The sequence below is a fragment of the Marilutibacter maris genome (assembly GCF_006546735.2).
GTDB lineage: Bacteria > Pseudomonadota > Gammaproteobacteria > Xanthomonadales > Xanthomonadaceae > Marilutibacter > Marilutibacter maris.
On the sequence record NZ_VICD02000253.1, the window covers coordinates 1 to 23,310 of the forward strand.

Below are 23,310 nucleotides of genomic sequence, written 5' to 3' on the forward strand. Positions count from 1 at the left end.
CGTGCTGCCCAGCGAGTTGCTCGGCCACCGCCCCGACGTGGTCGCGGCGCGCTGGCGGGTCGAAGCCGCCCGCCACGGCATCGACGCCAGCCGCGCCGCGTTCTATCCGACCGTGAACCTCTCGGCGATGGTCGGGCTGGCCTCGGCGGGCCTGTCGGACCTGTTCGACAGCGACGCCGCGCTGGTCCAGGGCGGCCCCGCGATCAGCCTGCCGATCTTCGACGGCGGCCGTCTGCGCAGCCAGCTCGATGCCAGCGACGCCGACTACGACCTCGCCGTCGCCGGCTACAACGAACGCCTGGTCGCCAGCCTGCGCGAGGTCGCCGATGCCCTCCAGGGCGCGCGTTCGCTGGACGCCCGGATCGCCGCCGCGACCATCGCCCGCGACGCCGCCGACGATGCCTGGCGCATCGCGGTGGACCGCTACCGGGCCGGCATCGGCACCCAGCTCGACGTGCTCGCCGCACAGCAGCCGCTGCTGCAACTGGACCAGCTGCGGGCCGCGCTGCGCGCACAGCGGCTGATCGCCGGCGTCGACCTGGACACCGCCCTGGGCGGCGGCCTGGCACTGCAGTCGCCGGACACGCCGCTGGCAACCACCGCCGACTGAAGCCGGCGCCTCCACGACCTCTTCCCCGCTGCCGGCCCGGTGCCGGCAGGCAACATCGAACGACAAGGCCCCCGCCATGACGACCGAACCCAATCCCACCGCCACGACCGCTCCGTCCGCTCCCACACGGTCGGGCAATGGCAGGCGCCGCAAGGCACTGGCCGCGCTCGCCGCCACCGCGCTGATCGCCGGCGCCGCCTGGGCCGCCTGGTACCTGCTGGTCGCCCGCTGGCACCAGAGCACCGAGGACGCCTACGTCCAGGGCGACGTGGTCAGCATCACCCCGCAGACCGCCGGCACGGTGATCGGCATCAACGCCGACGAGGGCATGAAGGTCGCCGCTGGCCAGGTGCTGGTCCAGCTCGACCCCAACGATGCCGATGTCGCCTACCAGGCGGCGCTGGCCAACCTCGCCGGCACCGTGCGCCAGGTGCGCGGTCTGTACAGCGCGGTCGATGCCGGCCAGGCCGATCTCAAGGCCCGCCAGGTCGCGGTCGACAAGGCCCGCGCCGATGTCCGCCGCCGTCAGGGCCTGGTCGCCAGCGGCGCGGTTTCCAGCGAGGAACTCGCCCACGCCCGCGACCAGCTCGCCGCCGCCGAGGCGGCGTTGTCGGCCTCGCACGGCGAACTGGCGCGCAACCGCGCCCTGGTCGACGCCACCGAGGTCGCCAGCCAGCCGCAGGTCCAGGCCGCCGCCGCGCAGTTGCGTCGCGCCTGGCTCGACAAGCAGCGCTCGGCGATCCTCGCACCGATCGACGGCTACACCGCCCGGCGCAGCGTGCAGCTGGGCCAGCGCGTGCAGCCGGGCACCCCGCTGATGACCGTGGTGCCGCTGGACAAGGTCTGGATCGAGGCCAACTTCAAGGAAACCCAGCTGGACGGCATGCGCATCGGCCAGCCGGTCAAGGTCCACGCCGACCTGTACGGCGGCGACGTCGAGTACGACGGCCGCATCGCCAGCCTCGGCATGGGCACCGGCAGCGCGTTCTCGCTGCTGCCGGCGCAGAACGCCAGCGGCAACTGGATCAAGATCGTCCAGCGGGTACCGGTGCGCATCGAGATCGACGCCGCCCAGCTGGCCGAGCACCCGCTGCGACTGGGCCTGAGCACCCATGTCGACGTCGACATCCATGATCAGGACGGCGCGGTGCTGGACCCGGGCGCCGCCCCGGACCAGGCCGAGGAACCGGTGCTGTCGACCGACAGCTACGCCCAGCAACTGGCCGAGGCCGATGCGCTGATCCAGTCGGTGATCGAGGACAACCTGCCGGCCGGCGCGCGTCGCGACGACGGCACCCGCGACAAGGGCTGATCGAATTCCATGTCCAGCCTCGTCGAACAGGAAGAGAGCTACGGGCTGCCGGCCACGCCCGCGCCGCCCAAGGCGTTCGCGCCGCCGAACCAGGCGCTGACCACGATCGGTCTGGCACTGGCTTCGTTCATGCAGGTGCTCGACACCACGATCGCCAACGTCTCGCTGCCGACCATCTCCGGCAATCTCGGCGCCAGCGCCAACCAGGCGACCTGGGTGATCACCTCGTTCGCGGTCAGCAACGCGATCGCGCTGCCGCTGACCGGCTTCATGACCCGCCGCTTCGGCGAGCGCAAGCTGTTCACCTGGGCGACGCTGGCGTTCGTGATCGCCTCGCTGCTGTGCGGCCTGGCCGGCAGCATGGAGTTCCTGGTCGGCGCGCGTGCGCTGCAGGGCTTCGTCGCCGGCCCGATGTACCCGGTCACCCAGGCGCTGCTGATCTCGATCTACCCGCCGCACAAGCGCGGCCAGGCGATCGCGCTGCTGGCGATGGTCACCGTGGTCGCGCCGATCGCCGGACCGATCCTCGGCGGCTGGATCACCGACAACTACAGCTGGGAATGGATCTTCTTCATCAACGTGCCGATCGGCATCTTCTCCAGCATCGTCGTCGGCCGCCAGCTCAAGGGCCGTCCGGAACGCCTGGAAAAGCCGAAGATGGACTACATCGGCCTGGCCACCCTGGTGCTGGGCGTCGGTGCGCTGCAGATCATGCTCGACCTGGGCAACGACGAGGACTGGTTCAACTCCACCCTGATCGTGTGGCTGACCATCGTCGCGGTGATCGCGCTGGCGGTGTTCGTGATCTGGGAACTGACCGAGAAGGACCCGATCGTCGACCTGCGCCTGTTCCGCCACCGCAACTTCACCAGCGGCACGATCGCGATGGTGCTGGCCTACTCGGCATTCTTCGCCGTCGGCCTGCTGGTGCCGCTGTGGCTGCAGCGCAATCTCGGCTACACCGCGATCTGGGCCGGCTTCGCGACCGCGCCGATCGGCATCCTGCCGGTGCTGCTGACCCCGCTGGTCGGCAAGTACGCGACCCGCTTCGACCTGCGCTGGCTGGCGACCTTCGCCTTCATCGCGATGGCCTTCACCAGCTTCATCCGCGCCGGCTTCAACCTCGACGTCGACTTCCAGCGGGTCGCCATGGTGCAGCTGATCCAGGGCCTGGGCGTGGCGCTGTTCTTCATGCCGGTGCTGACGATCCTGCTGTCGGACCTGGAACCGCACGAGATCGCCGCCGGCTCCGGCCTGGCCACCTTCGTGCGCACGCTCGGCGGCAGCTTCGCCGCCTCGCTGACCACCTGGGCCTGGAACCAGCGCGGCACCATCCACCATGCGCGCCTGACCGAACACATCCAGGCCGCCGACCCGGCAATCCAGCAGACCGTGAGCACGCTGGGGCAAGGCGATCCGCAGCGCGGGGCCATGGCGCTGAACCAGATGATCTCGCAACAGGCGATGCAGATCGGCTTCAACGAGATCTTCCACCTGCTCGGCATCCTGTTCCTGCTGGTGATCGTCTTCGTGTGGTTCGCGCGGCCGCCGTTCGCGGCCAAGGTCGGCGGCGCCGCATCCGGCGGGCACTGAGCCGCCGCGATTGCGCCGCGGTCCGATACTTAGCAACCTCCATCAATCCGGTCCCGGCAGGATGATCGGGCGGAAACGACGGAGACACGCATGAACCGACCCGCGACACGGCGCAGCTATGCGAGCCGCGTGGAAAAGGTGGTCGCGCACCTGGCCGACCACCTCGACCAGCCGCTGACCCTGGAGCAGCTCGCCGCGATCGGCCACTTCTCGCCGTTCCACTTCCACCGCATCTACCGTGGACTGATGGGCGAGACCGTGGCCGACACCCTGCGCCGGATGCGCCTGCACCGGGCCGCGGTCGAACTCGTGCACGGCCGCCACACGCTGGAGACGATCGCCTACCGCTGCGGCTACGGCAGCGGCGCGGCGTTCAACCGCGCGTTCGCGCAGGCCTACGGCATGCCGCCGGGGGCGTTCCGTCGCCGCCAGGACCACGCCATCCAGGCGCCGTCCTGTCCCGATCACGCCAGTCCCGAGGACGCCATCATGTACGAGGTCCGGATCGAAACCCTGCCATCCCGCCATGTCGCCGCGCTGCGGCACGTCGGTCCCTATCACCAGATCGGCGGCGCCTTCGGCCGGCTCGCCGCCTGGGCCGCCGGCCAGGGCATGCGCCCCGGTCAACAGCGCAGCTTCGGCATCTACTACGACGATCCGGAGAGCAAGCCCGCCGGCGAACTGGTCGCCGATGCCTGCATCGAAGTGGCGCAGGAGCAGACGGTGGACGGCGACGTGCGCACGGCCACGATCGCCGGCGGCCGCCATGCGGTGCTGGTCCACACTGGCCCCTACGCCGAGCTGGAGCGCCCGTATCGTTGGCTGTTCGGCGAATGGTTGCCGGCCAGCGGCGAGGAGGCCGCCGACACACCGGTGTTCGAGGAATACCTCAACGACCCGCAAGCGCTGCCGCCCGCCGAGTGGAGGACCGCGATCTGCGTGCCGCTGAAGTGAAACAGCGCTTCGCACCATCGCCGCCGGAACGGGCGATTCGCGAACTCAAGGGGCCGGGCTCGCCCGGCCTGTCGCATCATCGAACCGGGCTCCGGGGCACCGCCGCCCGGCCAGGGAGCCGATCAGATGGCGGCGTCCACCGCATCGGCCAGGCGCTCCACCGCGACCACCTGCATCTCGCCGACGTACCCGGAACGTGGTGCGTTGGCCTTGGGCACGATCGCGCGCTTGAAGCCGTGGGTCGCGGCCTCCTTCAGCCGCTCCTCGCCATTGGGCACCGGGCGGATCTCGCCCGACAGGCCGACCTCTCCGAAGGCGATCGTGCGTTCGGCCAGCGGCGCGTCGCGCAGGCTGGACAGCACCGACAGCAGCACCGGCAGATCGGCCGCGGTCTCCTGCACGCGGATGCCGCCGACCACGTTGACGAACACGTCCTGGTCGCCGACACCCACGCCGCCGTGCCGGTGCAGCACCGCCAGCAACATCGCCAGACGGTTGCCCTCCATGCCGACCGCGACCCGGCGCGGATTCGACAGCGGCGATGAGTCGACCAGCGCCTGCACCTCGACCAGCAGCGGACGGGTCCCCTCGCGGGTCACCATCACGCAACTGCCCGGCTGCGGCTCGCGACTGCCGGACAGGAAGATCGCCGAGGGGTTGGGCACTTCGCGCAGGCCCTTGTCGCCCATCGCGAACACGCCCAGCTCGTTGACCGCGCCGAAACGGTTCTTGAACGCGCGCAGTACCCGGAACCGGCTGCCGCTCTCGCCTTCGAAATACAACACCGCGTCGACCATGTGTTCGAGCACGCGCGGCCCGGCGATGCCACCCTCCTTGGTCACGTGGCCGACCAGGAACACCGCGGTGCCGGTCTCCTTGGCGTAGCGGACCAATCGCGCGGCGCTCTCGCGTACCTGGCTGACCGAGCCCGGCGCGGCCCCCAGCGACTCGGTCCACAAGGTCTGCACCGAGTCGGCGACGATCAGCCGCGGGCGCATCTCGGCGGCCTGCTCGAGGATCTTCTCGATCCCGGTCTCGGCCAGCGCATGCACGCCATCCAGCGGCAGCCCCAGTCGCGCGCCGCGGCCGGCGACCTGGGCCAGCGACTCCTCGCCGGTCACGTACAGACTGGTGAAGTCCGGCGAAGGCAGCTCGCCGGCCATCTTCGCGACCGCCTGCAACAACAGGGTCGACTTGCCGATGCCCGGATCGCCGCCGACCAGCACCACCGCGCCGTGGACCAGACCGCCGCCAAGCACGCGGTCGAGCTCGCCGATGCCGGTGGAGACCCGCTCGGCCTCGGTATGGGTCACGTCCTTGAGCGCGGTGACCTTCGGCGGATCGACCTTGCCGGCCCAGCCGCTGCGCCGCGAGGCCGCGCCCTTGGCGGCCGTCGCCGCCGGCTCGACGACGAATTCGCTGAGCGAGTTCCAGGCCCCGCACTCGGCGCACTGCCCCTGCCACTTGTTGTGATCGGCACCGCACTCGGCGCAGACATAGGCCGTGCGGGCCTTCGACTTGGAGGATCGGGCGGGTTTGGACGGGCTGATGGCCATTCAGGGTGCACCGGGTCAGGCGATGGAAACCGACCGCGCGGATCGAAGCGCCTCCGCGGTCATCCCGGCCACGGAGCGCCCCCGGAATGCGACGGCCACAGACGGGTACTGTACCCGGGCCCGGTCGCAGGCCGTGAGACCGGCAACGGCGCCCTTGCGACGGACGACACCGCCGATATCCGCCCTACAGCCGGCCGTCGACGCCCTCCGCGCCCAGCACCGACTTCACGTCGTAGACCACGCAGCCGGGCTTGCCGTAACCGCGCACCGTCCCGATCCCACCCTCGACGAACGCACGGTGCGGCACGGCGAGGATCACCGCGTCGTAGTCGCCGGCCCGCGGCGCATCGATCAGGCGGATGCCGAGCTCGGCCTGCGCCTCGTCCGCATCGGCGAGCGGATCGTACACGTCGACATGCGCATGCGAGGCCTGCAGTTCGCGGATGATCTCGCCGACCCGGGTGTTGCGCAGGTCCGGGCAATCCTCCTTGAAGGTCAGGCCCAGCACCAGGATCCTGGAATCGACCACGTGGATGCGCTTGCCGGCCATCAGCCTCAACACCTGATGGGCCACGTGCAGCCCCATCCGGCTGTTGATCCGCCGCGCGGTCAGGATCAGCTCGGGGTGGTAGCCGAGCACGGTCGCCTTGTGGGTCAGGTAGTACGGATCGACGCCGATGCAGTGGCCACCGACCAGGCCTGGCGTGAACGGCAGGAAGTTCCACTTGGTTCCCGCCGCATCGAGCACGTCGCGGGTATCGACCCCCATCATGTTGAAGATCATCGCCAGCTCGTTGACCAGAGCGATATTGACGTCGCGCTGGGTGTTCTCGATGACCTTGGCGGCCTCGGCCACCTTGATGCTCGGCGCGCGGTGGGTGCCGGCCTCGATGATCCTCGCGTACAGGCGGTCGACGAAATCCGCGGCCTCGGCGGTCGAACCCGAGGTGACCTTGGTGATCGTCTCCAGCCGGCGCTGGCGGTCGCCGGGATTGATGCGTTCGGGGCTGTAGCCGCAGAAGAAGTCCTCGTTGAAGCGCAGACCCGACGCCTGCTCCAGGATCGGCACGCAGACCTCCTCGGTGGTGCCCGGATAGACGGTCGACTCGTAGATGACCGTATCGCCGCGCTTCAGCATCCCGCCCACCATGCGGCTGGCGGCCTCGACCGCATCCAGCGCCGGTCGGTTCGCCTCATCGACCGGGGTCGGCACGGTGACGATGTAGACATTGCAGCCGGCGATATCGGCCGGTGCGGAGGCGAACGACAGACGCCCCGCGGCCGCGATCTCCTCCGCCGAGGTTTCCAGCGTGCGGTCGCGGCCCTGCTTCAACTCCCCGACGCGGCGCTGATCGATGTCGTAGCCGACGGTATCGAAATGACGGCCGAACGCCACCGCCAGCGGCAACCCCACGTAACCCAGCCCGACCACGGCCAGACGGACATCCTCGATCGACTGCATGCAGGCCCGTACCCCTCCAAAACTGGCGCTCACTCTATCGCGATTCGCCCCTGGCCGAACCCGGACCAGGACGCACTTCGCCGCATAGCGATGGCGCTGGCAACCGGCTCGGAGGCCACCAGGCGATCGCCGCCGGGTTGCAAGTGAAACATCGGCGGACCAGACTCGGACCGGATCGGTCGCGGGCCCGGCTTGACGGCCCGGTATCCGTTCACAAGTGGCGCCCCGCGCCGTTATGGCAGCGAGGGACCGCGCCGGCCCCCGCCGGCAGGTGACCCGCATCCGCCGACGCACATCCGCCAGAACCGAGAAGAAACCAGGAGAAGCCCGATGGCAGGCAAGTTCGAACTCAAGAAGGCCACGAACGGCCAGTTCCACTTCAACCTCAAGGCCGGCAACGGCGAGATCATCCTGAGCAGCGAGATGTACGAGTCCAAGGACTCGGCCAAGAACGGTATTGCCTCGGTGCAGAAGAACTGCGGCGACGACGACCGCTACGAGAGGGCCGAGTCCAGCAATGGCAAGCACTACTTCACCCTCAAGGCCGGCAACCACCAGGTCATCGGCCAGAGCCAGATGTACGCCAGCGCCGCCTCGCGCGATGCCGGCATCGAGTCGGTGAAGAACAACGGCACCACCACCGATATCGAAGACAACACCTGAGCGGCGTCGCGGGCCACGGCCCGACGCCCGCTTCAGCTGGAAAGCCCGCCACCGGCGGGCTTTTTCGATGCGGCGTGGCCGGCGCGCCTGATGGGTGAGCCAACACGCCCTCCTTGCCGGCTATCCCACCAATACAAGGAATCGTATGTTCGCGCCCAGCTTCAGAATCCGGCTCACGCGGAAACGGCTCGAAATCCGGGATCTCGCCACGGACAGGAGCTTGTGCTTCCCCCCTGTCTTACCGTAAACGACGACGACACGATCACCTCCATCGGGACGGACAGTAGCGCTGCTTCACCCACAGATAGGATGTACACACCGCTCGACTCAGCCCCGGAGACGCAGAGGCATCGGCAACTAGCGTGTTCGCTCCTGCTCCATGCCATCGGGAAGCTCCAGTCCCAGCGGCATGCGCTACTGCGATGGCTACGGCTATCGCCACGAATCGAGTTCGTGCTGTCTCAGGACCTCGCCTACCTGAAAGGCTTCCTCACAGATAGCCGCCATGACCTTGGTGTCAGAAGTGTGACAATCAGGATCACGGGCTAGCGTCGCCGCCCCGGCGAAATCCGTCTGGCTTGCCCGACGCCATCATGTCCGGGCGATACGGAGGTATCCTGTCGCCGGAAGCTCACCGCTGCCAATCTCCGCCATACCCCGCCTCGGCGGTCTCCAATCGGGATGAATCCGCACATGGACGTACCATCGCTGCTGCTATCACTGATGCTCGCCTCCGGCGGAGACGTCGCCGGCGACGTGGTATCGGTCGACTTCCCGCATGGCCACTGCCGCGTGAATGTGCGCGAAAGCGGCGGCGGCACGATCGCCTTTGCCGCCCTCCCCCACACGATCGACATCGAGCCGGGCACCTTCGACTTCGCCGAGGTCGCCGATCTGCTGCAACGCAACTCCAGCCCGCAATCGGAGGTTCCGATGACCCCGGAGACCGGCTCCGTCTCCCTGTTCGGCGACTCGCTGGTCCGCTCGCTGACGGACGAGGCGCTGTTCCGCAGGTTGCTGGAGCGCGCCTGGCAGGCCCGCATTCCACCCGACAACGAGTTCGTCCCTGACCTGGAGGCGACGTTTGCGGCCACCTGCGGTCTGGATCAAGGCCCGTAGAACAGCACGACGGGCGCCCTTCGGAACTGGACCGGCGCCCGTCTTTAACGGATCAGACTGGTCGCGATGACAATCGACTCGGATGAGGATCGCCTTCCCGACGCGCAAGAACTGGAGCTGATCGCAGCACTGAGCGAAGCCCGGATCAGGGCCATCGATGCCGCCCTGCTGGCGGCAGCCTCCGCCGACTGGCGCAAGCTTGCCTTCCTCGTTGCCCACGCAATGACCGGCCCGGCCCGTGCTCGCGGCATCCCCGATGTCTACTACGCTGAACGCGTCCGTCAACTCATCGCAAAGGGCGTACTGGAAGCTCGGGGTAACCTCTCCCGGATGCGCTACTGCGAAGTGTGGCTTTCGGAACAGCTCCGAAGCGACTGAACTCAAACACGATGATCGTCGCGACACCCCTGCGACACCCAAGGCCCCTTACCGCGCCGCCACCGAGCCTGCACCCGCATCGGCCATCCAGCCGGCAACGCACATTGAACACTCCCGCAACCGACATGCTCCCCAGTTCCGAAGAAGAAGCACGACACATCACCTACCGGACCTTCCTCCATACGCTCGAAGCGCTCGCGGCCGCCCCCGAGACGCAGTGCGAATTGATGGGCGACTTCAATACCGCCTGGGAGATGCGGGACGATGCACTGGCAGGCCACTACCTGATGGGCACCGGATTCTTCAGTGCACCACAGGAGTCCGCGGTGCTCGAACTCCTCGCCGCCGTGCGCCCCATCCCCGTCAACGACATGCCGGCCGGCTCGGGCCGGGCGGTGAACCTGGCCGCCATGCGGCACCCGGCCTGGGAGCCGATTCGCGACATGGCGAGAAATCTCATCATGACGCTCGCGCCGCTAACCGAAATCAATCGCGAGTACCTTCGCCATCATCCCGACATGCGCTGATGGCGCACGTGGCCACGGATCACCCGAGGGGCGTTCCGAGCCGGACGTCTGGCATGCGGACACACCCAGGCAACACCCACAGGAAGCAAGAATGGAACCGGAAGTCCAGGCAGACCTGCCCCAGATCAAGCTGGAGCTGCTCGATGGAATGCGTACGTACATGCACGATGTTTCCAGCGACGGCGGCGACCCGGGCTATGCCGAAACGGACATCGTCCGATGCGAGACGATTCTGAACGTCTTCCTGGCGAAGGTCGCTTCGGCCCATGCCAACGACAGCGATGCCGTGATGGCTGCGGTCAAGGAGGCCGTCCTGGCGTTCAATGCCCTCAACGAAAGTTGCGACCACGGCCTGATCGAAACCGACCAGCGCGAGTTGATCTGCGAACTGATCATCCAGGCGGCGGCCGCGTCCGGTGTGGGAGCTGGCGAGGACATCACCGAGCCGTGGCGGGAGTGGTAGGCAATCCCTGCCCGTGCTCGCACCGCCCTCGTCACTGCGACGACGACCTCGCCCTTCCGGCGCGCGAGCTGCAATGATCGCAGCCTCCCGCCTCCATCGCCACGGCCCCCTGCCTCATGCCCCATCTGACCATCGAATACACCGACAACGTGCAGGGCATCGGCACCGTATCGGCGCTGCGTACACTCAACGAAGCGCTGATGGCGTCCGGGCAGTTCAGGGAAGCCGACATCAAGAGCCGCGCGGTCCCGATCGGAACCTTCGCGGTTGGCACGCAAACCGCCGGTCGAGGGTTCGTTCACGCCAGGCTGGCGATCCTGGACGGACGCGCCCCTGAGATCAAGAAAGCACTGTCCGAAGCCCTGCTGGAGGCGCTGCGCTGCATCTGCCGGTCCGACTGCCCGGGCATACAGCTCTGTGCCGAGGTTTCGGATATCGATCGTGCCTCATACTCGAAAACGATCCACGAACCCGGCACCCCATCAACCTGACCTGACGCGACGGGCCCTCGGCGAACACCAACGACCCGGCAAGGCGTCGCGGACGACGGCCCGGGGCCATCGCGATACCGACGACTGGCCGTCCCTGTCCGGAGACCCGCTGCATGCCACTGGAAGACATTGCAGGCGATATGCTCAAGGGCGCACTGCGCGTCATCTCACGCGTCGCACTTGAAATCATCTTCGAGCTGGCGATCAAGGGTGTCGGCTACGCCCTGATCAAGCTTTTCCGGCCCCACTCGGAACCCAGCGACAACGCCTGCGCCTGGGTCGGACTGGTATTCTGGGCCACCGCGATCGCACTGGCGATCTTCATATATCCTATCCATACCTGTCGTCCGCATGAGAAGGCGTCCGGACGAAGTGCACGCACACGCACGCCCGGTCATCAATACAGCGAGACTCGTGAAGCAGATGGAACTGAGAACACTACTGTTGGCAACGGGACTGCTGATGAGCCCGCTTTGTCATGCCCAGTGGCTCGGGGACGAGTCCACCATCGAGATCGAATACGCTTCGCCTGAGGAGGCGCTCAAGGTACTGCTCAATCAGCGGGGTGCATTCGTCAGACAGTCGCACGGCTGGATCTCGATCTCAGAGCGGGATGGACTCTCCAGCTGGTCGATCACCACTCATCTAAATCCCGCGCACCCGACGATCATCAAGACAAGGCCCTACATGAGCAGTACCGGCCACAAGCTCGGGGTGTCCATGTTGTGCGGCGCGAACGTGGAGACGTGCAACGAGGTCGCCACCCGGTTCCGGGTTCACCGCGACCGGATTCGCAGGATGCCGCAGTGGCCGCACGACGAAGCCGAGGCCGGCAACGGCTCTTGAGCGATCCAGTGAGCGGCCTGCGGGAGGTCATATCGCAAAGGGCGCGCAACGCGCGTCCCCCCTGGACGCGATGACGTGATCAGGCCGCAGATCATCATCCTGCCCGGAATGGACGGCACCGGCAGACTGCTGGAGGCATTCCGGGCCAGCCTCGAGCAGCTCGGCCTGGCCGCGACCGTGATGGCCTATCCGCCCGATCGGCCGCTGGGCTATCGCGAACTCGAAGCCCTGGTGCGGCCGCAGCTACCCGCATCCAGGCCCTTCATCCTGCTGGGCGAGTCGTTCTCCGGGCCGCTCGCGATCCGGCTGGCCGCCGTACCGCCGCCCAACCTCGTCGGACTGGTGCTCTCGACCACCTTCGCCCGCTCGCCGGTGCTGGTGCCGAAATCCCTGACCGGACTGGTCCGCTTCGCACCGGGCCGGCCGCCCATGCCCCTGTTGTCCTGGTGGCTGCTCGGTCGCTGGACGACGCCCTCCCTGCGGGCGGTCCTGCGCGACGCCCTGTGCCAGGTCGCGCCGGCAACCCTGCGCGCCCGCGCCATCGCCGCGCTGCGTGTCGACGCAACACCGTCGTTGCGCGATATGGCGTTGCCGGTGCTCAATCTGATCGGCGGTCGCGACCGGCTTCTCACCCGCTCCGCCGGCCGGCAGCTCACGGAACAATGGGGCGATAGCCGCACGCGGGTGATCGAGGGACCCCACCTGCTGCTGCAGACCGCGACCGCAGCGTGCGCCCAAGCCGTCGCCGACTTTGCGCTGGGCCTGGTCGCACCCGATGCACACCCGGCGGCCCCGGCCGCCGACTGAACACATCCGACAGGGAACCCGCCCGGTGCACCACGTACTCTTCATCTGCGCGCAGAACCGGCTTCGCAGCCCCACCGCCGAGCAGGTGTTCGCCGACTGGCCCGGCATCGAGACCGCGTCGGCCGGGATCGGCAACGGCGCCGACACCCCGGTGTCGCCCGAACTGCTGGCGCGCGCCGACCTCGTGTTCGTGATGGAAAAGAGTCATCTCAACAAGCTGCGCAGAAAGTTCCGCGCCCACCTCAACGGCAAACGACTGATCTGCCTGGACATCCCCGACGACTACGACTACATGGACCCGGTGTTGATCCAACTGCTTCAGCGGAAGGTGCCCCGTTTTCTTCCGGTCCCGCGACGCTGAGGTGGAGCATCCCGGGGACAGGTACCGAAGCCGGCGAGACCCCACGCGCATGGCCATTGCAGCCGAAATCGCCCCGCTCCCATCCATGAAGTGCACGAAGCCCCCGAGCCGGGGCACAAGCTATGATCGAAAGACCGGTCCGTCCCATGGAAGTCGTGAACGATGCCGCTCGTACGACCCATCTGGCTCGTAACAGTGACGGCGACTCTGCTGTCGTTGCCCGCCTGCCCCCGGGATGCTCCGGACACCCTCAATCGAGCCACCCTCCTCGACAGAAGCCAAGGGCTGGAGATCAGCCGGACAGCCGCACGGCAATACGGCTATGACCTGGCCAACTACGAACTGGATACGTTCGGCGACCCGGTCAGCGATGATCGCCAGACTTGGCACTTTCTGTATCGTGCCCATCCACAGGACGGTGGGTACGGTCGCCACTTCCTCGTGGTTGTCGACAGACGCTCCCACGAGGCCGAGGTATTCCCGGGCGAATAAGCGCGGCGCTCCACAGTCGTCAGTGTTCCGACACGACACCGAGCAGCGCACAGAACGAGAGCTTCCACAATGCACCGATGCCCGAACTGCGATCGCGACACCATCGGCACGCTGGCGAAAATGAACGCCACACCGATCTCGCCGGCGGTCTGCCCGAAATGCGGCACGCGCTCGTACGCGTCCGCATGGTCGCAATGGCTGAATGCCCTGTCCTGGGAGGTGCTGTTCTGGGGATCGATCGTCGTGGCCCTGGTCCTCAGGTCATGGTGGGCCCTGCTTCTGTTCCCGGTCGGCATATGGATCTGCGGCCGTGTGCTCGGATCGATGTTCGCGCTTCGCAGCATCGATGCGGCAGGAATACGCGCAGCCCGACGCAGATTGCTGATCGCGCTGCTGGTCGTCGCCGCCATCGTCGCCGGAGCGGCATTGATCGGGGACGGGATGTCCGGGCCATGATTGCCGCAGCCGCTCATGGCGAACAACATGTCGCCCCTCCGCCGCCCCAACGCATCCTGTCCCGGCAAACGAGGCTCCGCCATTGAGCCAGATCCGGCAGCGACTGAGACACCGGCAACAAACCTCACCCGTCGACTGCAATGAACTGGTCGACGGGTGAGCGATCGTGCCAACCGCTTCCGGCACGGCCGTCCACGTGCATTCTGGCTGGCCCGCCGCCATCGGCCTGCGCGTCTGATTGCAGTTGGCTGCTGGCTCCTTCGCCGATGGCTGATGGCAGCCAGGCGCCGCCCCGGCAAGCCGGGTGCTCAGTACAGCCACCCCAATCGCGCTCACCACGCACACATCGTCCGTCGCCCGGCGGTAATCGGTAGCTGACTCCAGGCTGGACGCACCCCCACCGCACATGGACACTCCTCGGCTCGTCACCTCGACCCAGCCTCGTACGGCAGCCTCCCACATGAACGAACCTATGATCCCCGAAGACGTGCGCTCCGAAATCCTGTTGCGCCTGCGCCGCGCCGAAGCCGAGCATGGCGTGCGAATACTGCTCGCGATCGAGTCCGGCAGCCGCGCCTGGGGCTTCGCCTCGCCCAACAGCGACTACGACGTCCGCTTCATCTACATGCGCGAACCCGGCTGGTATCAGGCGGTCGATCTGGAGGAACGTCGCGACGTCATCGAGTACCCGATCGTCGACGAGATCGATCTCAACGGTTGGGACCTCAGAAAGGCGCTGCGCCTGTTCTGGAAGTCCAACCCGGCATTCGTCGAATGGATACAGTCTCCGATCACCTATCTTGACCGGGGCCGGTTCCGCCAGAGCGCACTGGAGGCGCTGCCGCATGTCTACACGCCGACGAAAGGCATCTACCACTACCGGAGCATGGCCAAGACCAACTATCGCGGATACCTGCGCGAGCCCATGGTGCGCCTGAAGAAGTACTTCTACGTACTGCGCCCCTTGCTGGCGGCACGCTGGATCATGGCGAACGCCGGCGCTGCGCCGATCGAGTTCGAGACCCTGCTCACGCTGCTTCGGAACGAGCCCGAGGTACTGGCCGAGATCCGGCACCTGCTCGAACAGAAGCGGAACGCTCCGGAACTGGGACTGGCACCGGCCGTGCCCTTGCTCAACGCCTTCATCGAAGCCGAGCTGGAGGGCGGCCCTGGCGATGTCCCACCCAAGCCCGAGACGCCGGACATCACCGCTGTGTTGAACCGCCTTTTCCATCAGGCCCTCGCCGAGTACGGCAGCATCGGCGCGGACGAATCGCCTGCAGATGCAAGGCGCGTATCGAACTGTTATTGATTGGGATCCGCGGAAACGGCGAGCAACCGCGAAACGCGGCCAAGACCCACGATCAAGGAGGACTGCCCGGATGCCCCAGACCCACGTCGGCTCATGCCTTTGCGGCGCTGTGCGCTACGAGGTGATCGGCGACTTCGAACGCTTCTACCTCTGCCACTGCCAGCACTGCCGCAAGGACACCGGCTCGGCGCACGCCGCCAACCTGTTCTCCTCGCAGGCGACATTGAAGTGGCGCTGCGGCGAGGAGCGGGTGAGGTTCTTCAACCTACCCTCGACCCGGCACGGCCGGGCGTTCTGTTCGACCTGCGGTTCTGCCCTGCCCAGCCTCCAGGGCGACGGCACCCTGCTGGTGGTACCGGCCGGCAGCCTCGACACTGCGCTCCCCAATACGCCCGATGCCCACCTGTTCATGGCCAGCCGGGCGGACTGGGAAGATCGCATCGACGGTGCCCCGCGACTGGACGCCTACCCAGCCTGAACGACGGCGGCGGTCCGGCGCCGGCAAGCGCGGCGATTCGGTTAGATTGCCGATGTCCTGGAATCACATGGAGGTCGACGATGAGACGCTTGCCAATCCCAGCCCTGCTCGCGGCCCTGCTGCTGCCGGCGCCCGCCGCGCTCGCTCACGACGACGAACGGGTTTTCCACCAGGCCAGCGAACTGGTGCCGTGGTGCAGGCAGGAAGCCGAGGCCCGCTATATCGGACTGGGAATGACGCCCTATCAATGGGCCGCTTCGTATCGCGACCGCGGCAACGTGCTGTATGTGGAAGGTCGGCTGCGCGTCCACAGCGACGACGTCACCGTGAGCTGCCGGGTCGCGCGTGGCGCCCGCGAGCGCTATGCGGTGATCGAGATCGACGACCCCACGCTGCAGGCGGATGCAGTGCCGGACCACGACGGTGGCGTCCAGCCCGTGCACGTCGCGCCGCCTGCGCGCTGAGATGACAAGCGCCGGCCCGGCGGCCGATGATCGGCGCCATGGACCTGCTCCACTCCGCGACCCTGTTGCTGGCCATCGCATCGGCCGCCATCGGACTGGCGATCGCCATCGCCTGCCTGCTGAGGCGCGAGCGCGGGAACCGCTCCGGCCGTCCTGCGCATGCTCCGGGCCGGCGCCCATCGCGCCTCGGGCTGCTTCGCGCCGGCACGATCGCCAATGTCCTGGCGCTGCCGCTGCTGTGCGTGTCGCTCCTGCTGCACCGCTTCTCCGGCCACGGCCCGGACAGCCTGGCGCCGATGGACACGCCGGGATTCCTGGCCGGGCACCCGGCCTTCGCGGTCGCCGCGGTGTTGATGATCTCCGCCGCCATCGCGCTGGCGGCCGCCAAGCGAACGGACTGAGGCCGATGCCCCCATGAGAAGTTCCGCATTCCGACGCGGCTGCGCCGCCCTCCTGGCCCTGGCGGCTGTCGCCTGCGCCGGCGTACCCACACCTCGCGGCCCCGGAACCACCGCCCCGGCTTCGCGCTTCGTCGTCGTCCGCCATGCCGAGAAGCAGACGGGCACGGCGGCCGCCTCCGACCCCAGCCTCACCGACGCCGGCCGCCAGCGCGCGGCGCGGCTGGCCGCCTCGCTCGCCGAGGATCCGGTGGTGGCGGTCTACGCGACCCCTTATCGCCGCACCCGCGACACTGCGTTGCCGACCGCGCACATGCATGGCCTGCAGATCACCGAGTACGACCCGCGACAGCCGGCGCCGACACTGGTCGACGCACTGCGCGACGCGCATCCGCGCGGCACGGTGCTGGTGGTCGGGCACAGCAATACCGCGCCCGCGATCGCCGCCGCCCTGTGCGCCTGCGAGGTCGCAGCGATGGGCGAGGACGAGTACGACCACCGTTACCTCATCGACATCGATGGCGACGGTCGCGTCCGCCTGAGCGACATCCCGCTGCCCTGAGGCCCTGCGCCTGCAACGCTGTGTCGCGATCCTCGGCGCCCGCCTTCACGCCAGCGGTGCCAAGCTGACGGCCTCCGAATCGCGAAGCCCGACCATGACCACGATCATCGCCCCCCGCACCCACGACCTCGGCGGCTTCCAGGTCCGCCGCGCCGTCCCCACCCTGCAGGCCCGCAGCGTCGGCCCGTTCGTGTTCGTCGACCACATGGGGCCGGCCCTGTTCGAGCCCGGCCGCGGCATCGACGTGCGCCCGCATCCGCATATCGGGCTGGCGACGGTGACCTTCCTGTGGTCGGGCACGATCAACCATCGCGACACCCTCGGCAGCGTGCAGGACATCAACCCCGGCGACGTCAACTGGATGACCGCCGGCCGCGGCATCGCCCATTCCGAGCGCACTCCGGCGGCGCTGCGCGAGGGCAGCCACCCGCTGCACGGCATGCAGACCTGGGTCGCGCTGCCGCTGGCCGACGAGGAAACCGCCCCGTCCTTCCACCACCACCCCGCCGCGACCCTGCCCCAGCAGCGCCGCGACGGCAGCTGGCTGCGCGTGGTCGCCGGTCGCGGCTTCGGCGAGGAGGCGCCGGTGAAGGTCTTCGCCGACACCCTGTACGTCGCGATCGACCTCGATGCCGATGCCGAACTGGCGCTGGACGATCGCCATGCCGAACGCGCGCTCTACGTGCTGGAGGGCGATGCCCAGCTCGACGGCGCCGACATCCCGGAAAAGCACCTGATCGTGCTCGACCCCGGCCGCCGTGCCCGCCTGCGCGCGAAGACCCCGCTCAAGGCGATGCTGCTGGGCGGCGAGCCGCTGGATGGCCGTCGCCACCTGTGGTGGAACTTCGTCTCCAGCTCGAAGGAGCGGATCGAACAGGCCAAGCAGGACTGGCTGGAAGGCCGGTTCGGCAAGATCGAGGGCGACGACGAGTTCATCCCCCTGCCCGACCATTGATCGGCCACCGGCCGGATCATTTCCGGAATCGTGACGCGAATCGCGCATTTGGATTTGTTCATGATTTGTCAAGACCCCCTCGACTGCATTATGGTCGTGACGTCGGTCACGCGTGGCCGACACGCCCATACCGGAACACACACAGACCGGAGTCATGCGGTAACCAGGGGGTTTCATGAAGATGGGGACACGTTGCAAGACGTTCTGCGTGCTGAGCCTGCCCTTGCTGGGCCTGCTCTCGATCACGGATGCGCACGCACAGGATGTCCAGGGAGGGTGTCCGGAACTTCCGGCCGATACCGGGCTGACCTGGGAATACCAGGGCATGGGAGACGCCGACTTCTGCCGCGCCATGCGCGATGACGGCAGCGAGGCCTTCGGCATGTACATCTCCAAGGACCCGGCGTTCGAGCCCAAGCGCTCGAACAGGGCCGAGGACGGGAGGATCGACGGGCATCAGGTGGTCTGGTATCGCAGCGAACTGGCCGGCAAGCCGGACGTGATCGCCCGCGAGACCCTGCTCGAGGTGGGCAAGAACCGCGTCGCCCACATCTGGGTCCAGGCCCGGGACGAGCAGCAATTGCAGGAGTCCTACCAGCAGACCTCGACCCTGCGATTCGATCCACAGCAGCGGCAGTTGAGCAGCAACTGAGCGGGCGGCCCCGGGCCGGGATCAGCGTGACCGGAGCGGCGCCTCGTGATGGAGGCGCCGCGACCGGCCGCCACCACGACGGACGCAATGCGTCGGGATCGCATCGGCCGAGCCCCGGTCCGGGCCCGGCACAGGCGCGTGCGCGCGCCAACGAGCGCCCCTTGTGAGCGCAAACCGCCGCCGCACACCGTTTAACCAATTTGGAACACGCATGCACGGCCTTTGATCTAGCGTCGGCAGTGGCCGCTGTCCGGCAGTGCGCGGCACTGGCCGACCACCTCTACTTTCGGGGAGAAAGTCCATGATCAAACGACTCGGTGCGGAGTTCATCGGCACGTTCTGGCTGGTGCTGGGCGGCTGCGGCAGTGCGGTGCTGGCGGCCAATTTCGGGGGCGATGGCAACCCCCTGGGCATCGGCCTGCTCGGCGTATCGCTGGCATTCGGCCTGACCGTGCTGACCGGCGCCTACGCGTTCGGGCACATTTCCGGCGCGCACTTCAATCCGGCGGTGAGCTTCGGCCTGTGGGCCGGCGGACGCTTCCCGACCCGCGACCTGGTGCCCTACATCGTCGCCCAGGTGCTCGGCGGGCTGTTCGCCGGTTTCATCCTCTGGCAGATCGCCAGCGGCTCCGCGGCCTTCGCGCCCGACCCGTCGGCGGCCGGCAACTTCGCCAGCAACGGCTTCGGGCCACTGTCGCCGGGCGGCTACACCGTCGCCGCGGCGTTCCTGTGCGAGGTGGTGATGACGGCGATGTTCCTGGTCGTGATCATGGGCGCGACCCATAGCCGGGCACCGGCGGGTTTCGCCCCGATCGCGATCGGCCTGGCGCTGACCCTGATCCACCTGATCAGCATCCCGGTGACCAACACCTCGGTGAACCCGGCCCGCTCGACCGGCGTGGCGCTGTTCGCAGGCTCAGGCGCACTGTCGCAGTTGTGGCTGTTCTGGCTGGCGCCGATCCTCGGCGGCCTGCTCGGCGGCTTCCTCTACAAGGCACTGGGCCCGGAGCGGCCGGACGTGGTCGGCGACAACTGAGTCCTGCCGGAAGCATCGACAAGGCCGCGCCCACGGGTGCGGCCTTGTCGTTTCCGGTGGATCGCCGCGCCGGCCTTCAGTCGACCGCGCCGGGACCGCCACTCCCGGCCGCCGCCTTCAGTCGGCGGATGAAATCGCCCAACGCCGGCTTCAGCGATTGCAGCAGGGCATCGTCGCGGTTGCGCAGGACCGCCTCGCTCAACAGCTTCAGCCCGACCGCGAACGCGGCCGCCTCGTCGTCGCTGGCGAAGCGGCCGCCGGCGCGCTGCAGGCCGACGATCCGGAACAGGTCGTCATGATTGCCGTCCTCGAACACCAGCGGCGGATGCAGTGTCGCATCCGCGCGCGGTGCCGCCAGGTGCTCGACCGTGATCCGGTAACGATGCTCGCGCACGGCCATCAGAACCGGCCCTCCTGGAAATCGACAAAGGCCTGCATCAGCTCCTGTTTGGTGTTCATCACGAACGGGCCGTAACGGGCGACCGGCTCGCGCAACGGGCGACCTGCGACCAGGATCAGCCGCGCCGGCGTCGCGCCGGCAACCAGGCGCAGGCGCTCGCCGCCGCCGAGCACGGCCAGGGTCTGCGTCGGCAGCGCGCGCGCATCCTCGCCATCGCCGACCGTCGCCTCGCCCTCGTAGGCATACGCGAATGCGTTGTGCCCCTCGGGCAGGTCGTGGCTCCAGACCGCACCGGGTTCCAGCGCGATGTCCAGATACACCGGATCGGTCGCCGGCTGCGCGATCGGCCCGCGGGTGCCGTCGACCTCGCCGGCGATCACCTTCACCGACACCCCGGGTGCCGGCTCGACCTGCGGAATCCGCCCGGGAGCGAACTCCTGATACTTCGGCTCGCTCATCTTGGCGCTCGCCGGCAGGTTCACCCACAGCTGGAAGCCGCGCATCCGGCCCTCGTCCTGCTCGGGCATTTCCGAGTGCACCAGCCCGCGCCCGGCGGTCATCCACTGCACGCCGCCGGGCACCAGCACGCCCTCGTTGCCATGGTTGTCCTTGTGCCGCATGCGGCCGTCGAGCATGTAGGTCACGGTCTCGAAGCCGCGATGCGGGTGGTCCGGAAAGCCGGCCAGGTAGTCCTCGGGACGGTCGGTACCGAACTCGTCCAGCAGCAGGAACGGATCCAGGTCCGGCAGCGCCGGGCCGCCGATCACCCGGGTCAGGCGGACGCCGGCACCGTCCGAGGTCGCCTCACCGCGCACCAGTCGGTTGACGCGGGCATTGCGGCGGTCGGCAGCGGTCGTGGTCATGGGAGTGTCCTCATCTGGGCGCCGGGATCGGCGTTGGACACAGGATGCGCCGCCATTATCGAAACGGAACACCCATCAATGCGGATATTAGTTCCAATACCGGAACAATGACTGCGCGCCCGCCGCGTTCAGGACCGGCCGCCGCCGCCCGGCTTCAGCTGCCGCGGGCGAACAGGATGCGCAGCCCGAAGCCGAGCATCAGCGTGCCCAGGGCGCGGTCGACCCAGTGCCCGACCCGCTGGAAGCGCCGCCGGACCGCCGGCTTGGACAGCAGCAACGCCACCGTCGCGAACCATCCGAACTGCACCAGCATCATCCAGACACCGAGCAGGACCAGTTGCACCGCCGGCATCTGCGGCGACAACACCAGGGTGAACAGCGACAGGAAGTACAACGGCGCCTTCGGGTTGATCGCATTGCAGGTGAAGCCCATCGCCACCAGCTTCAGCGCCGGCCGGCGCTCGGGCGCCGGCGCCGCCTCCATCGGCGGTGCCGGACGGCTGCGCAGCCCGCGGATGCCCAGATAGATCAGGTAGGCGGCCGCTGCGTACTTGGCGACGGTCAGCCACACGCTGGACTGGCTGACCAGCGAGGCCGCGCCCAGCGACGAATAGACGATGTGGATCGACAGCCCCAGCGCGATGCCCAGCGCGCACAGCACGCCGGCGCGGCGGCCGTGGACCAGCGACTGCTGCGAAACCAGCACGAAGTCCGGCCCCGGCGCGGCGGCGGCCAGCAGATGCACGACGGTGACGGTCAGGAAGGCCTGCCACAGATCCATGGGAGTGCTCCGTACGGCGGTTCAGTCTGGCTGCCGCGGGCGCAGTCGCCAACAGCGGTGTATGCGCGGATTGCGTTCGAAATCAGGCGGGATCGTCGACGCGCTGATCTCCTCGCATTCGGCGAATGCCGCCACCGCCGCCTCATCGAGACGGAAACGGCGGAAGTTGTTGGAGAAGTACAGCACCCCGTCCGGCGCCAGTCGTGCGATCGCCAGCCGCAGCAGCTCGACGTGCCGCGCCTGCACGTCGAAGTCGTCGGCGCGCTTGGAGTTGGAGAAGGTCGGCGGATCGCAGAACACCAGCTCGTACCGGCCCCGGTCGGCAGCCAGCCACGCCATCACGTCGGCCTGGACCAAGGCATGGTCGCGGCCGCCGATCCGGTTCGCGGCGAGATTGTCGGCGCACCACTGCAGGTAGGTCGCCGACAGGTCGACCGTGGTGGTCGCGGCCGCGCCGCCGACCGCCGCCTGCACGGTGGCGGCGCCGGTGTAGCCGAACAGGTTGAGGAAGCGCTTGCCGCGCGCCTCGTCGTGCAGGCGCTGGCGCATCGGCCGGTGGTCGAGGAACAGACCGGTGTCGAGGTAGTCGAACAGGTTGACCCGCAAGCGTGCCGCGCCCTCGCGCACCTCGACGAACTCGCCGCGCTGGTCGAAGGCGCCGTACTTGCTGCCGCCCTTGCCGCGCGCGCGGGTCTTGATCGCCAACTGCTCGCGCGGCACCGCGAACACCTCGCGCGCGGCGGCCAGCAGTTCGTTGCGGCGACGGCGCTGGTCGGCCTCGGGGATGCTCGCCGGGGCGGCGTATTCCTGCACGTGCAGGAAGGTGCGTGGCGCGGCGTCCCGATCGTCGGCGGCGATGTAGACATCGATCGCGGCGGCGTACTCGGGCAGGTCGGCATCGTAGACGCGGAAGCAGTCGATCCCGCCCTGTCGGCGCCAGGCCTTCAGCTTGCGCAGGTTCTTGCGCAGCCGGTTGGCGACCATCGTCGCGCCTTCGTTGAGCTCGCGAGGGCCCTCGTCCGCGCGCGCCGCGGGACGGATCGGATCGACCGCGATCAGCGCGCATTCGATCGCGCCGTTGAAGACCGGGTAGACCTTGGCCGCGCGCAGGCCGGTGGCGCGGGCCAGCTCGGCATCGCCGCACAGCAGGCTGGCACGCCAGTCCGGCACCGCGCGCTTGAGCGCATCGCCCAGCGCGCGGTACAGCGCCGGGTCTGCGGCCAGGCGGGCATCGTAGGGTGGGTTGCAGACGACCAGACCGGGCGCGTCGGCCGCCGGCAGCATCGCCGGTTCCAGCGTGGCCACGTCCGCCACCTGCC

At 68.3% G+C, this 23,310-nt stretch carries 29 protein-coding genes; 23 read left to right on the forward strand and 6 right to left on the reverse strand.

The annotated features are described in order from the left end of the window. The 4 genes from FKV24_RS14560 to FKV24_RS14575 form a co-directional block, all read left to right on the forward strand. Window positions 1–610: TolC family protein (locus FKV24_RS14560; protein ID WP_170288326.1), on the forward strand; the 610-nt coding region annotated here is incomplete at its 5' end. A 76-nt stretch (window positions 611–686) separates the two neighbouring features. After that, window positions 687–1,922: an HlyD/EmrA/EmrK family protein gene (locus FKV24_RS14565; protein ID WP_141482902.1), complete on the forward strand. Its 1,236-nt coding sequence runs from the start codon at window positions 687–689 to the stop codon at window positions 1,920–1,922. 9 nt (window positions 1,923–1,931) lie between these two features. After that, the gene (locus FKV24_RS14570; protein ID WP_111266839.1) at window positions 1,932–3,515 is read left to right on the forward strand and encodes a DHA2 family efflux MFS transporter permease subunit; all 1,584 of its coding nucleotides are present in this window, start codon (window positions 1,932–1,934) and stop codon (window positions 3,513–3,515) included. Between the two features lie 90 nt (window positions 3,516–3,605). Further along, entirely contained in the window at window positions 3,606–4,469 is an 864-nt protein-coding gene (locus FKV24_RS14575; RefSeq protein WP_141482903.1) for an AraC family transcriptional regulator, read from the forward strand. Window positions 4,470–4,591: 122 nt separating this feature from the next. Here FKV24_RS14575 and radA read toward each other — a convergent pair whose 3' ends face one another. Together radA and FKV24_RS14585 are read right to left on the reverse strand one after the other, a co-directional pair. After that, complete coding sequence (radA, locus tag FKV24_RS14580; protein ID WP_141482904.1) at window positions 4,592–6,025, reverse strand: DNA repair protein RadA; 1,434 nt, start codon at window positions 6,023–6,025, stop codon at window positions 4,592–4,594. 184 nt (window positions 6,026–6,209) lie between these two features. Next, window positions 6,210–7,487, reverse strand: coding sequence for a nucleotide sugar dehydrogenase (locus tag FKV24_RS14585; RefSeq protein ID WP_111266842.1), 1,278 nt, complete (start codon window positions 7,485–7,487; stop codon window positions 6,210–6,212). A 330-nt stretch (window positions 7,488–7,817) separates the two neighbouring features. Here FKV24_RS14585 and FKV24_RS14590 point away from each other — a divergent pair, with 330 nt between their 5' ends. From FKV24_RS14590 to aqpZ, 19 genes are all read left to right on the forward strand, one after another. After that, window positions 7,818–8,150: a YegP family protein gene (locus FKV24_RS14590; RefSeq protein WP_111266843.1), complete on the forward strand. Its 333-nt coding sequence runs from the start codon at window positions 7,818–7,820 to the stop codon at window positions 8,148–8,150. 693 nt (window positions 8,151–8,843) lie between these two features. Continuing rightward, the gene (locus FKV24_RS14595; protein ID WP_141482905.1) at window positions 8,844–9,269 is read left to right on the forward strand and encodes a hypothetical protein; all 426 of its coding nucleotides are present in this window, start codon (window positions 8,844–8,846) and stop codon (window positions 9,267–9,269) included. A 66-nt stretch (window positions 9,270–9,335) separates the two neighbouring features. Beyond that, window positions 9,336–9,647, forward strand: a complete 312-nt coding sequence (locus tag FKV24_RS14600) for a DUF3658 domain-containing protein (protein ID WP_141482906.1) — start codon at window positions 9,336–9,338, stop codon at window positions 9,645–9,647. 125 nt (window positions 9,648–9,772) lie between these two features. Beyond that, window positions 9,773–10,174: a hypothetical protein gene (locus FKV24_RS14605; protein WP_141482907.1), complete on the forward strand. Its 402-nt coding sequence runs from the start codon at window positions 9,773–9,775 to the stop codon at window positions 10,172–10,174. Between the two features lie 91 nt (window positions 10,175–10,265). Further along, a complete protein-coding gene (locus FKV24_RS14610) occupies window positions 10,266–10,637 on the forward strand; it encodes a hypothetical protein (RefSeq protein WP_141482908.1) in 372 nt (123 codons plus the stop codon). A 116-nt stretch (window positions 10,638–10,753) separates the two neighbouring features. Then, window positions 10,754–11,128 carry a 5-carboxymethyl-2-hydroxymuconate Delta-isomerase gene (locus FKV24_RS14615; RefSeq protein WP_141482909.1) on the forward strand — a complete coding sequence of 125 codons (375 nt, stop codon included), beginning with the start codon at window positions 10,754–10,756 and terminating at the stop codon, window positions 11,126–11,128. Between the two features lie 414 nt (window positions 11,129–11,542). Further along, window positions 11,543–11,974, forward strand: a complete 432-nt coding sequence (locus FKV24_RS14620) for a hypothetical protein (RefSeq protein WP_141482910.1) — start codon at window positions 11,543–11,545, stop codon at window positions 11,972–11,974. 75 nt (window positions 11,975–12,049) lie between these two features. Next, window positions 12,050–12,781: an alpha/beta fold hydrolase gene (locus FKV24_RS14625; protein ID WP_141482911.1), complete on the forward strand. Its 732-nt coding sequence runs from the start codon at window positions 12,050–12,052 to the stop codon at window positions 12,779–12,781. Between the two features lie 25 nt (window positions 12,782–12,806). Further along, entirely contained in the window at window positions 12,807–13,142 is a 336-nt protein-coding gene (locus FKV24_RS14630) for a low molecular weight protein tyrosine phosphatase family protein (protein WP_141482912.1), read from the forward strand. A gap of 162 nt (window positions 13,143–13,304) precedes the next feature. Further along, complete coding sequence (locus FKV24_RS14635) at window positions 13,305–13,634, forward strand: hypothetical protein (protein ID WP_141482913.1); 330 nt, start codon at window positions 13,305–13,307, stop codon at window positions 13,632–13,634. Between the two features lie 69 nt (window positions 13,635–13,703). Then, on the forward strand, window positions 13,704–14,090 hold the full coding sequence (locus tag FKV24_RS14640) for a hypothetical protein (protein ID WP_111266852.1): 387 nt from the start codon (window positions 13,704–13,706) through the stop codon (window positions 14,088–14,090). 472 nt (window positions 14,091–14,562) lie between these two features. Further along, a complete protein-coding gene (locus tag FKV24_RS14645; RefSeq protein WP_141482921.1) occupies window positions 14,563–15,402 on the forward strand; it encodes a nucleotidyltransferase domain-containing protein in 840 nt (279 codons plus the stop codon). A gap of 70 nt (window positions 15,403–15,472) precedes the next feature. Further along, window positions 15,473–15,880: a GFA family protein gene (locus FKV24_RS14650; protein WP_111266854.1), complete on the forward strand. Its 408-nt coding sequence runs from the start codon at window positions 15,473–15,475 to the stop codon at window positions 15,878–15,880. Between the two features lie 80 nt (window positions 15,881–15,960). Then, complete coding sequence (locus tag FKV24_RS14655) at window positions 15,961–16,344, forward strand: hypothetical protein (RefSeq protein WP_141482914.1); 384 nt, start codon at window positions 15,961–15,963, stop codon at window positions 16,342–16,344. Window positions 16,345–16,382: 38 nt separating this feature from the next. Continuing rightward, window positions 16,383–16,745, forward strand: a complete 363-nt coding sequence (locus FKV24_RS14660; RefSeq protein ID WP_141482915.1) for a hypothetical protein — start codon at window positions 16,383–16,385, stop codon at window positions 16,743–16,745. A 13-nt stretch (window positions 16,746–16,758) separates the two neighbouring features. Beyond that, the gene (locus FKV24_RS14665) at window positions 16,759–17,304 is read left to right on the forward strand and encodes a phosphoglycerate mutase family protein (protein ID WP_141482916.1); all 546 of its coding nucleotides are present in this window, start codon (window positions 16,759–16,761) and stop codon (window positions 17,302–17,304) included. Between the two features lie 94 nt (window positions 17,305–17,398). Then, complete coding sequence (locus tag FKV24_RS14670) at window positions 17,399–18,259, forward strand: pirin family protein (RefSeq protein ID WP_111266857.1); 861 nt, start codon at window positions 17,399–17,401, stop codon at window positions 18,257–18,259. A gap of 175 nt (window positions 18,260–18,434) precedes the next feature. Then, the gene (locus FKV24_RS14675) at window positions 18,435–18,911 is read left to right on the forward strand and encodes a hypothetical protein (protein ID WP_141482917.1); all 477 of its coding nucleotides are present in this window, start codon (window positions 18,435–18,437) and stop codon (window positions 18,909–18,911) included. Between the two features lie 301 nt (window positions 18,912–19,212). Continuing rightward, window positions 19,213–19,947 carry an aquaporin Z gene (gene aqpZ / locus FKV24_RS14680; RefSeq protein ID WP_141482918.1) on the forward strand — a complete coding sequence of 245 codons (735 nt, stop codon included), beginning with the start codon at window positions 19,213–19,215 and terminating at the stop codon, window positions 19,945–19,947. Between the two features lie 76 nt (window positions 19,948–20,023). Here aqpZ and FKV24_RS14685 read toward each other — a convergent pair whose 3' ends face one another. The 4 genes from FKV24_RS14685 to rlmKL all read right to left on the reverse strand — a co-directional run. Then, window positions 20,024–20,347: a DUF3861 domain-containing protein gene (locus FKV24_RS14685; protein WP_211371880.1), complete on the reverse strand. Its 324-nt coding sequence runs from the start codon at window positions 20,345–20,347 to the stop codon at window positions 20,024–20,026. Then, window positions 20,347–21,210, reverse strand: a complete 864-nt coding sequence (locus tag FKV24_RS14690) for a pirin family protein (RefSeq protein ID WP_111266860.1) — start codon at window positions 21,208–21,210, stop codon at window positions 20,347–20,349. The genes FKV24_RS14685 and FKV24_RS14690 overlap by 1 nt, the downstream gene beginning before the upstream one ends. Window positions 21,211–21,364: 154 nt before the next feature. Beyond that, window positions 21,365–21,991 (reverse strand): LysE family translocator, encoded by a 627-nt coding sequence (locus tag FKV24_RS14695; protein WP_141482919.1) that lies wholly within the window; start codon window positions 21,989–21,991, stop codon window positions 21,365–21,367. Window positions 21,992–22,012: 21 nt separating this feature from the next. Further along, the coding region (rlmKL, locus tag FKV24_RS14700; protein WP_141482920.1) for a bifunctional 23S rRNA (guanine(2069)-N(7))-methyltransferase RlmK/23S rRNA (guanine(2445)-N(2))-methyltransferase RlmL at window positions 22,013–23,310 on the reverse strand (1,298 nt) is incomplete at its 5' end.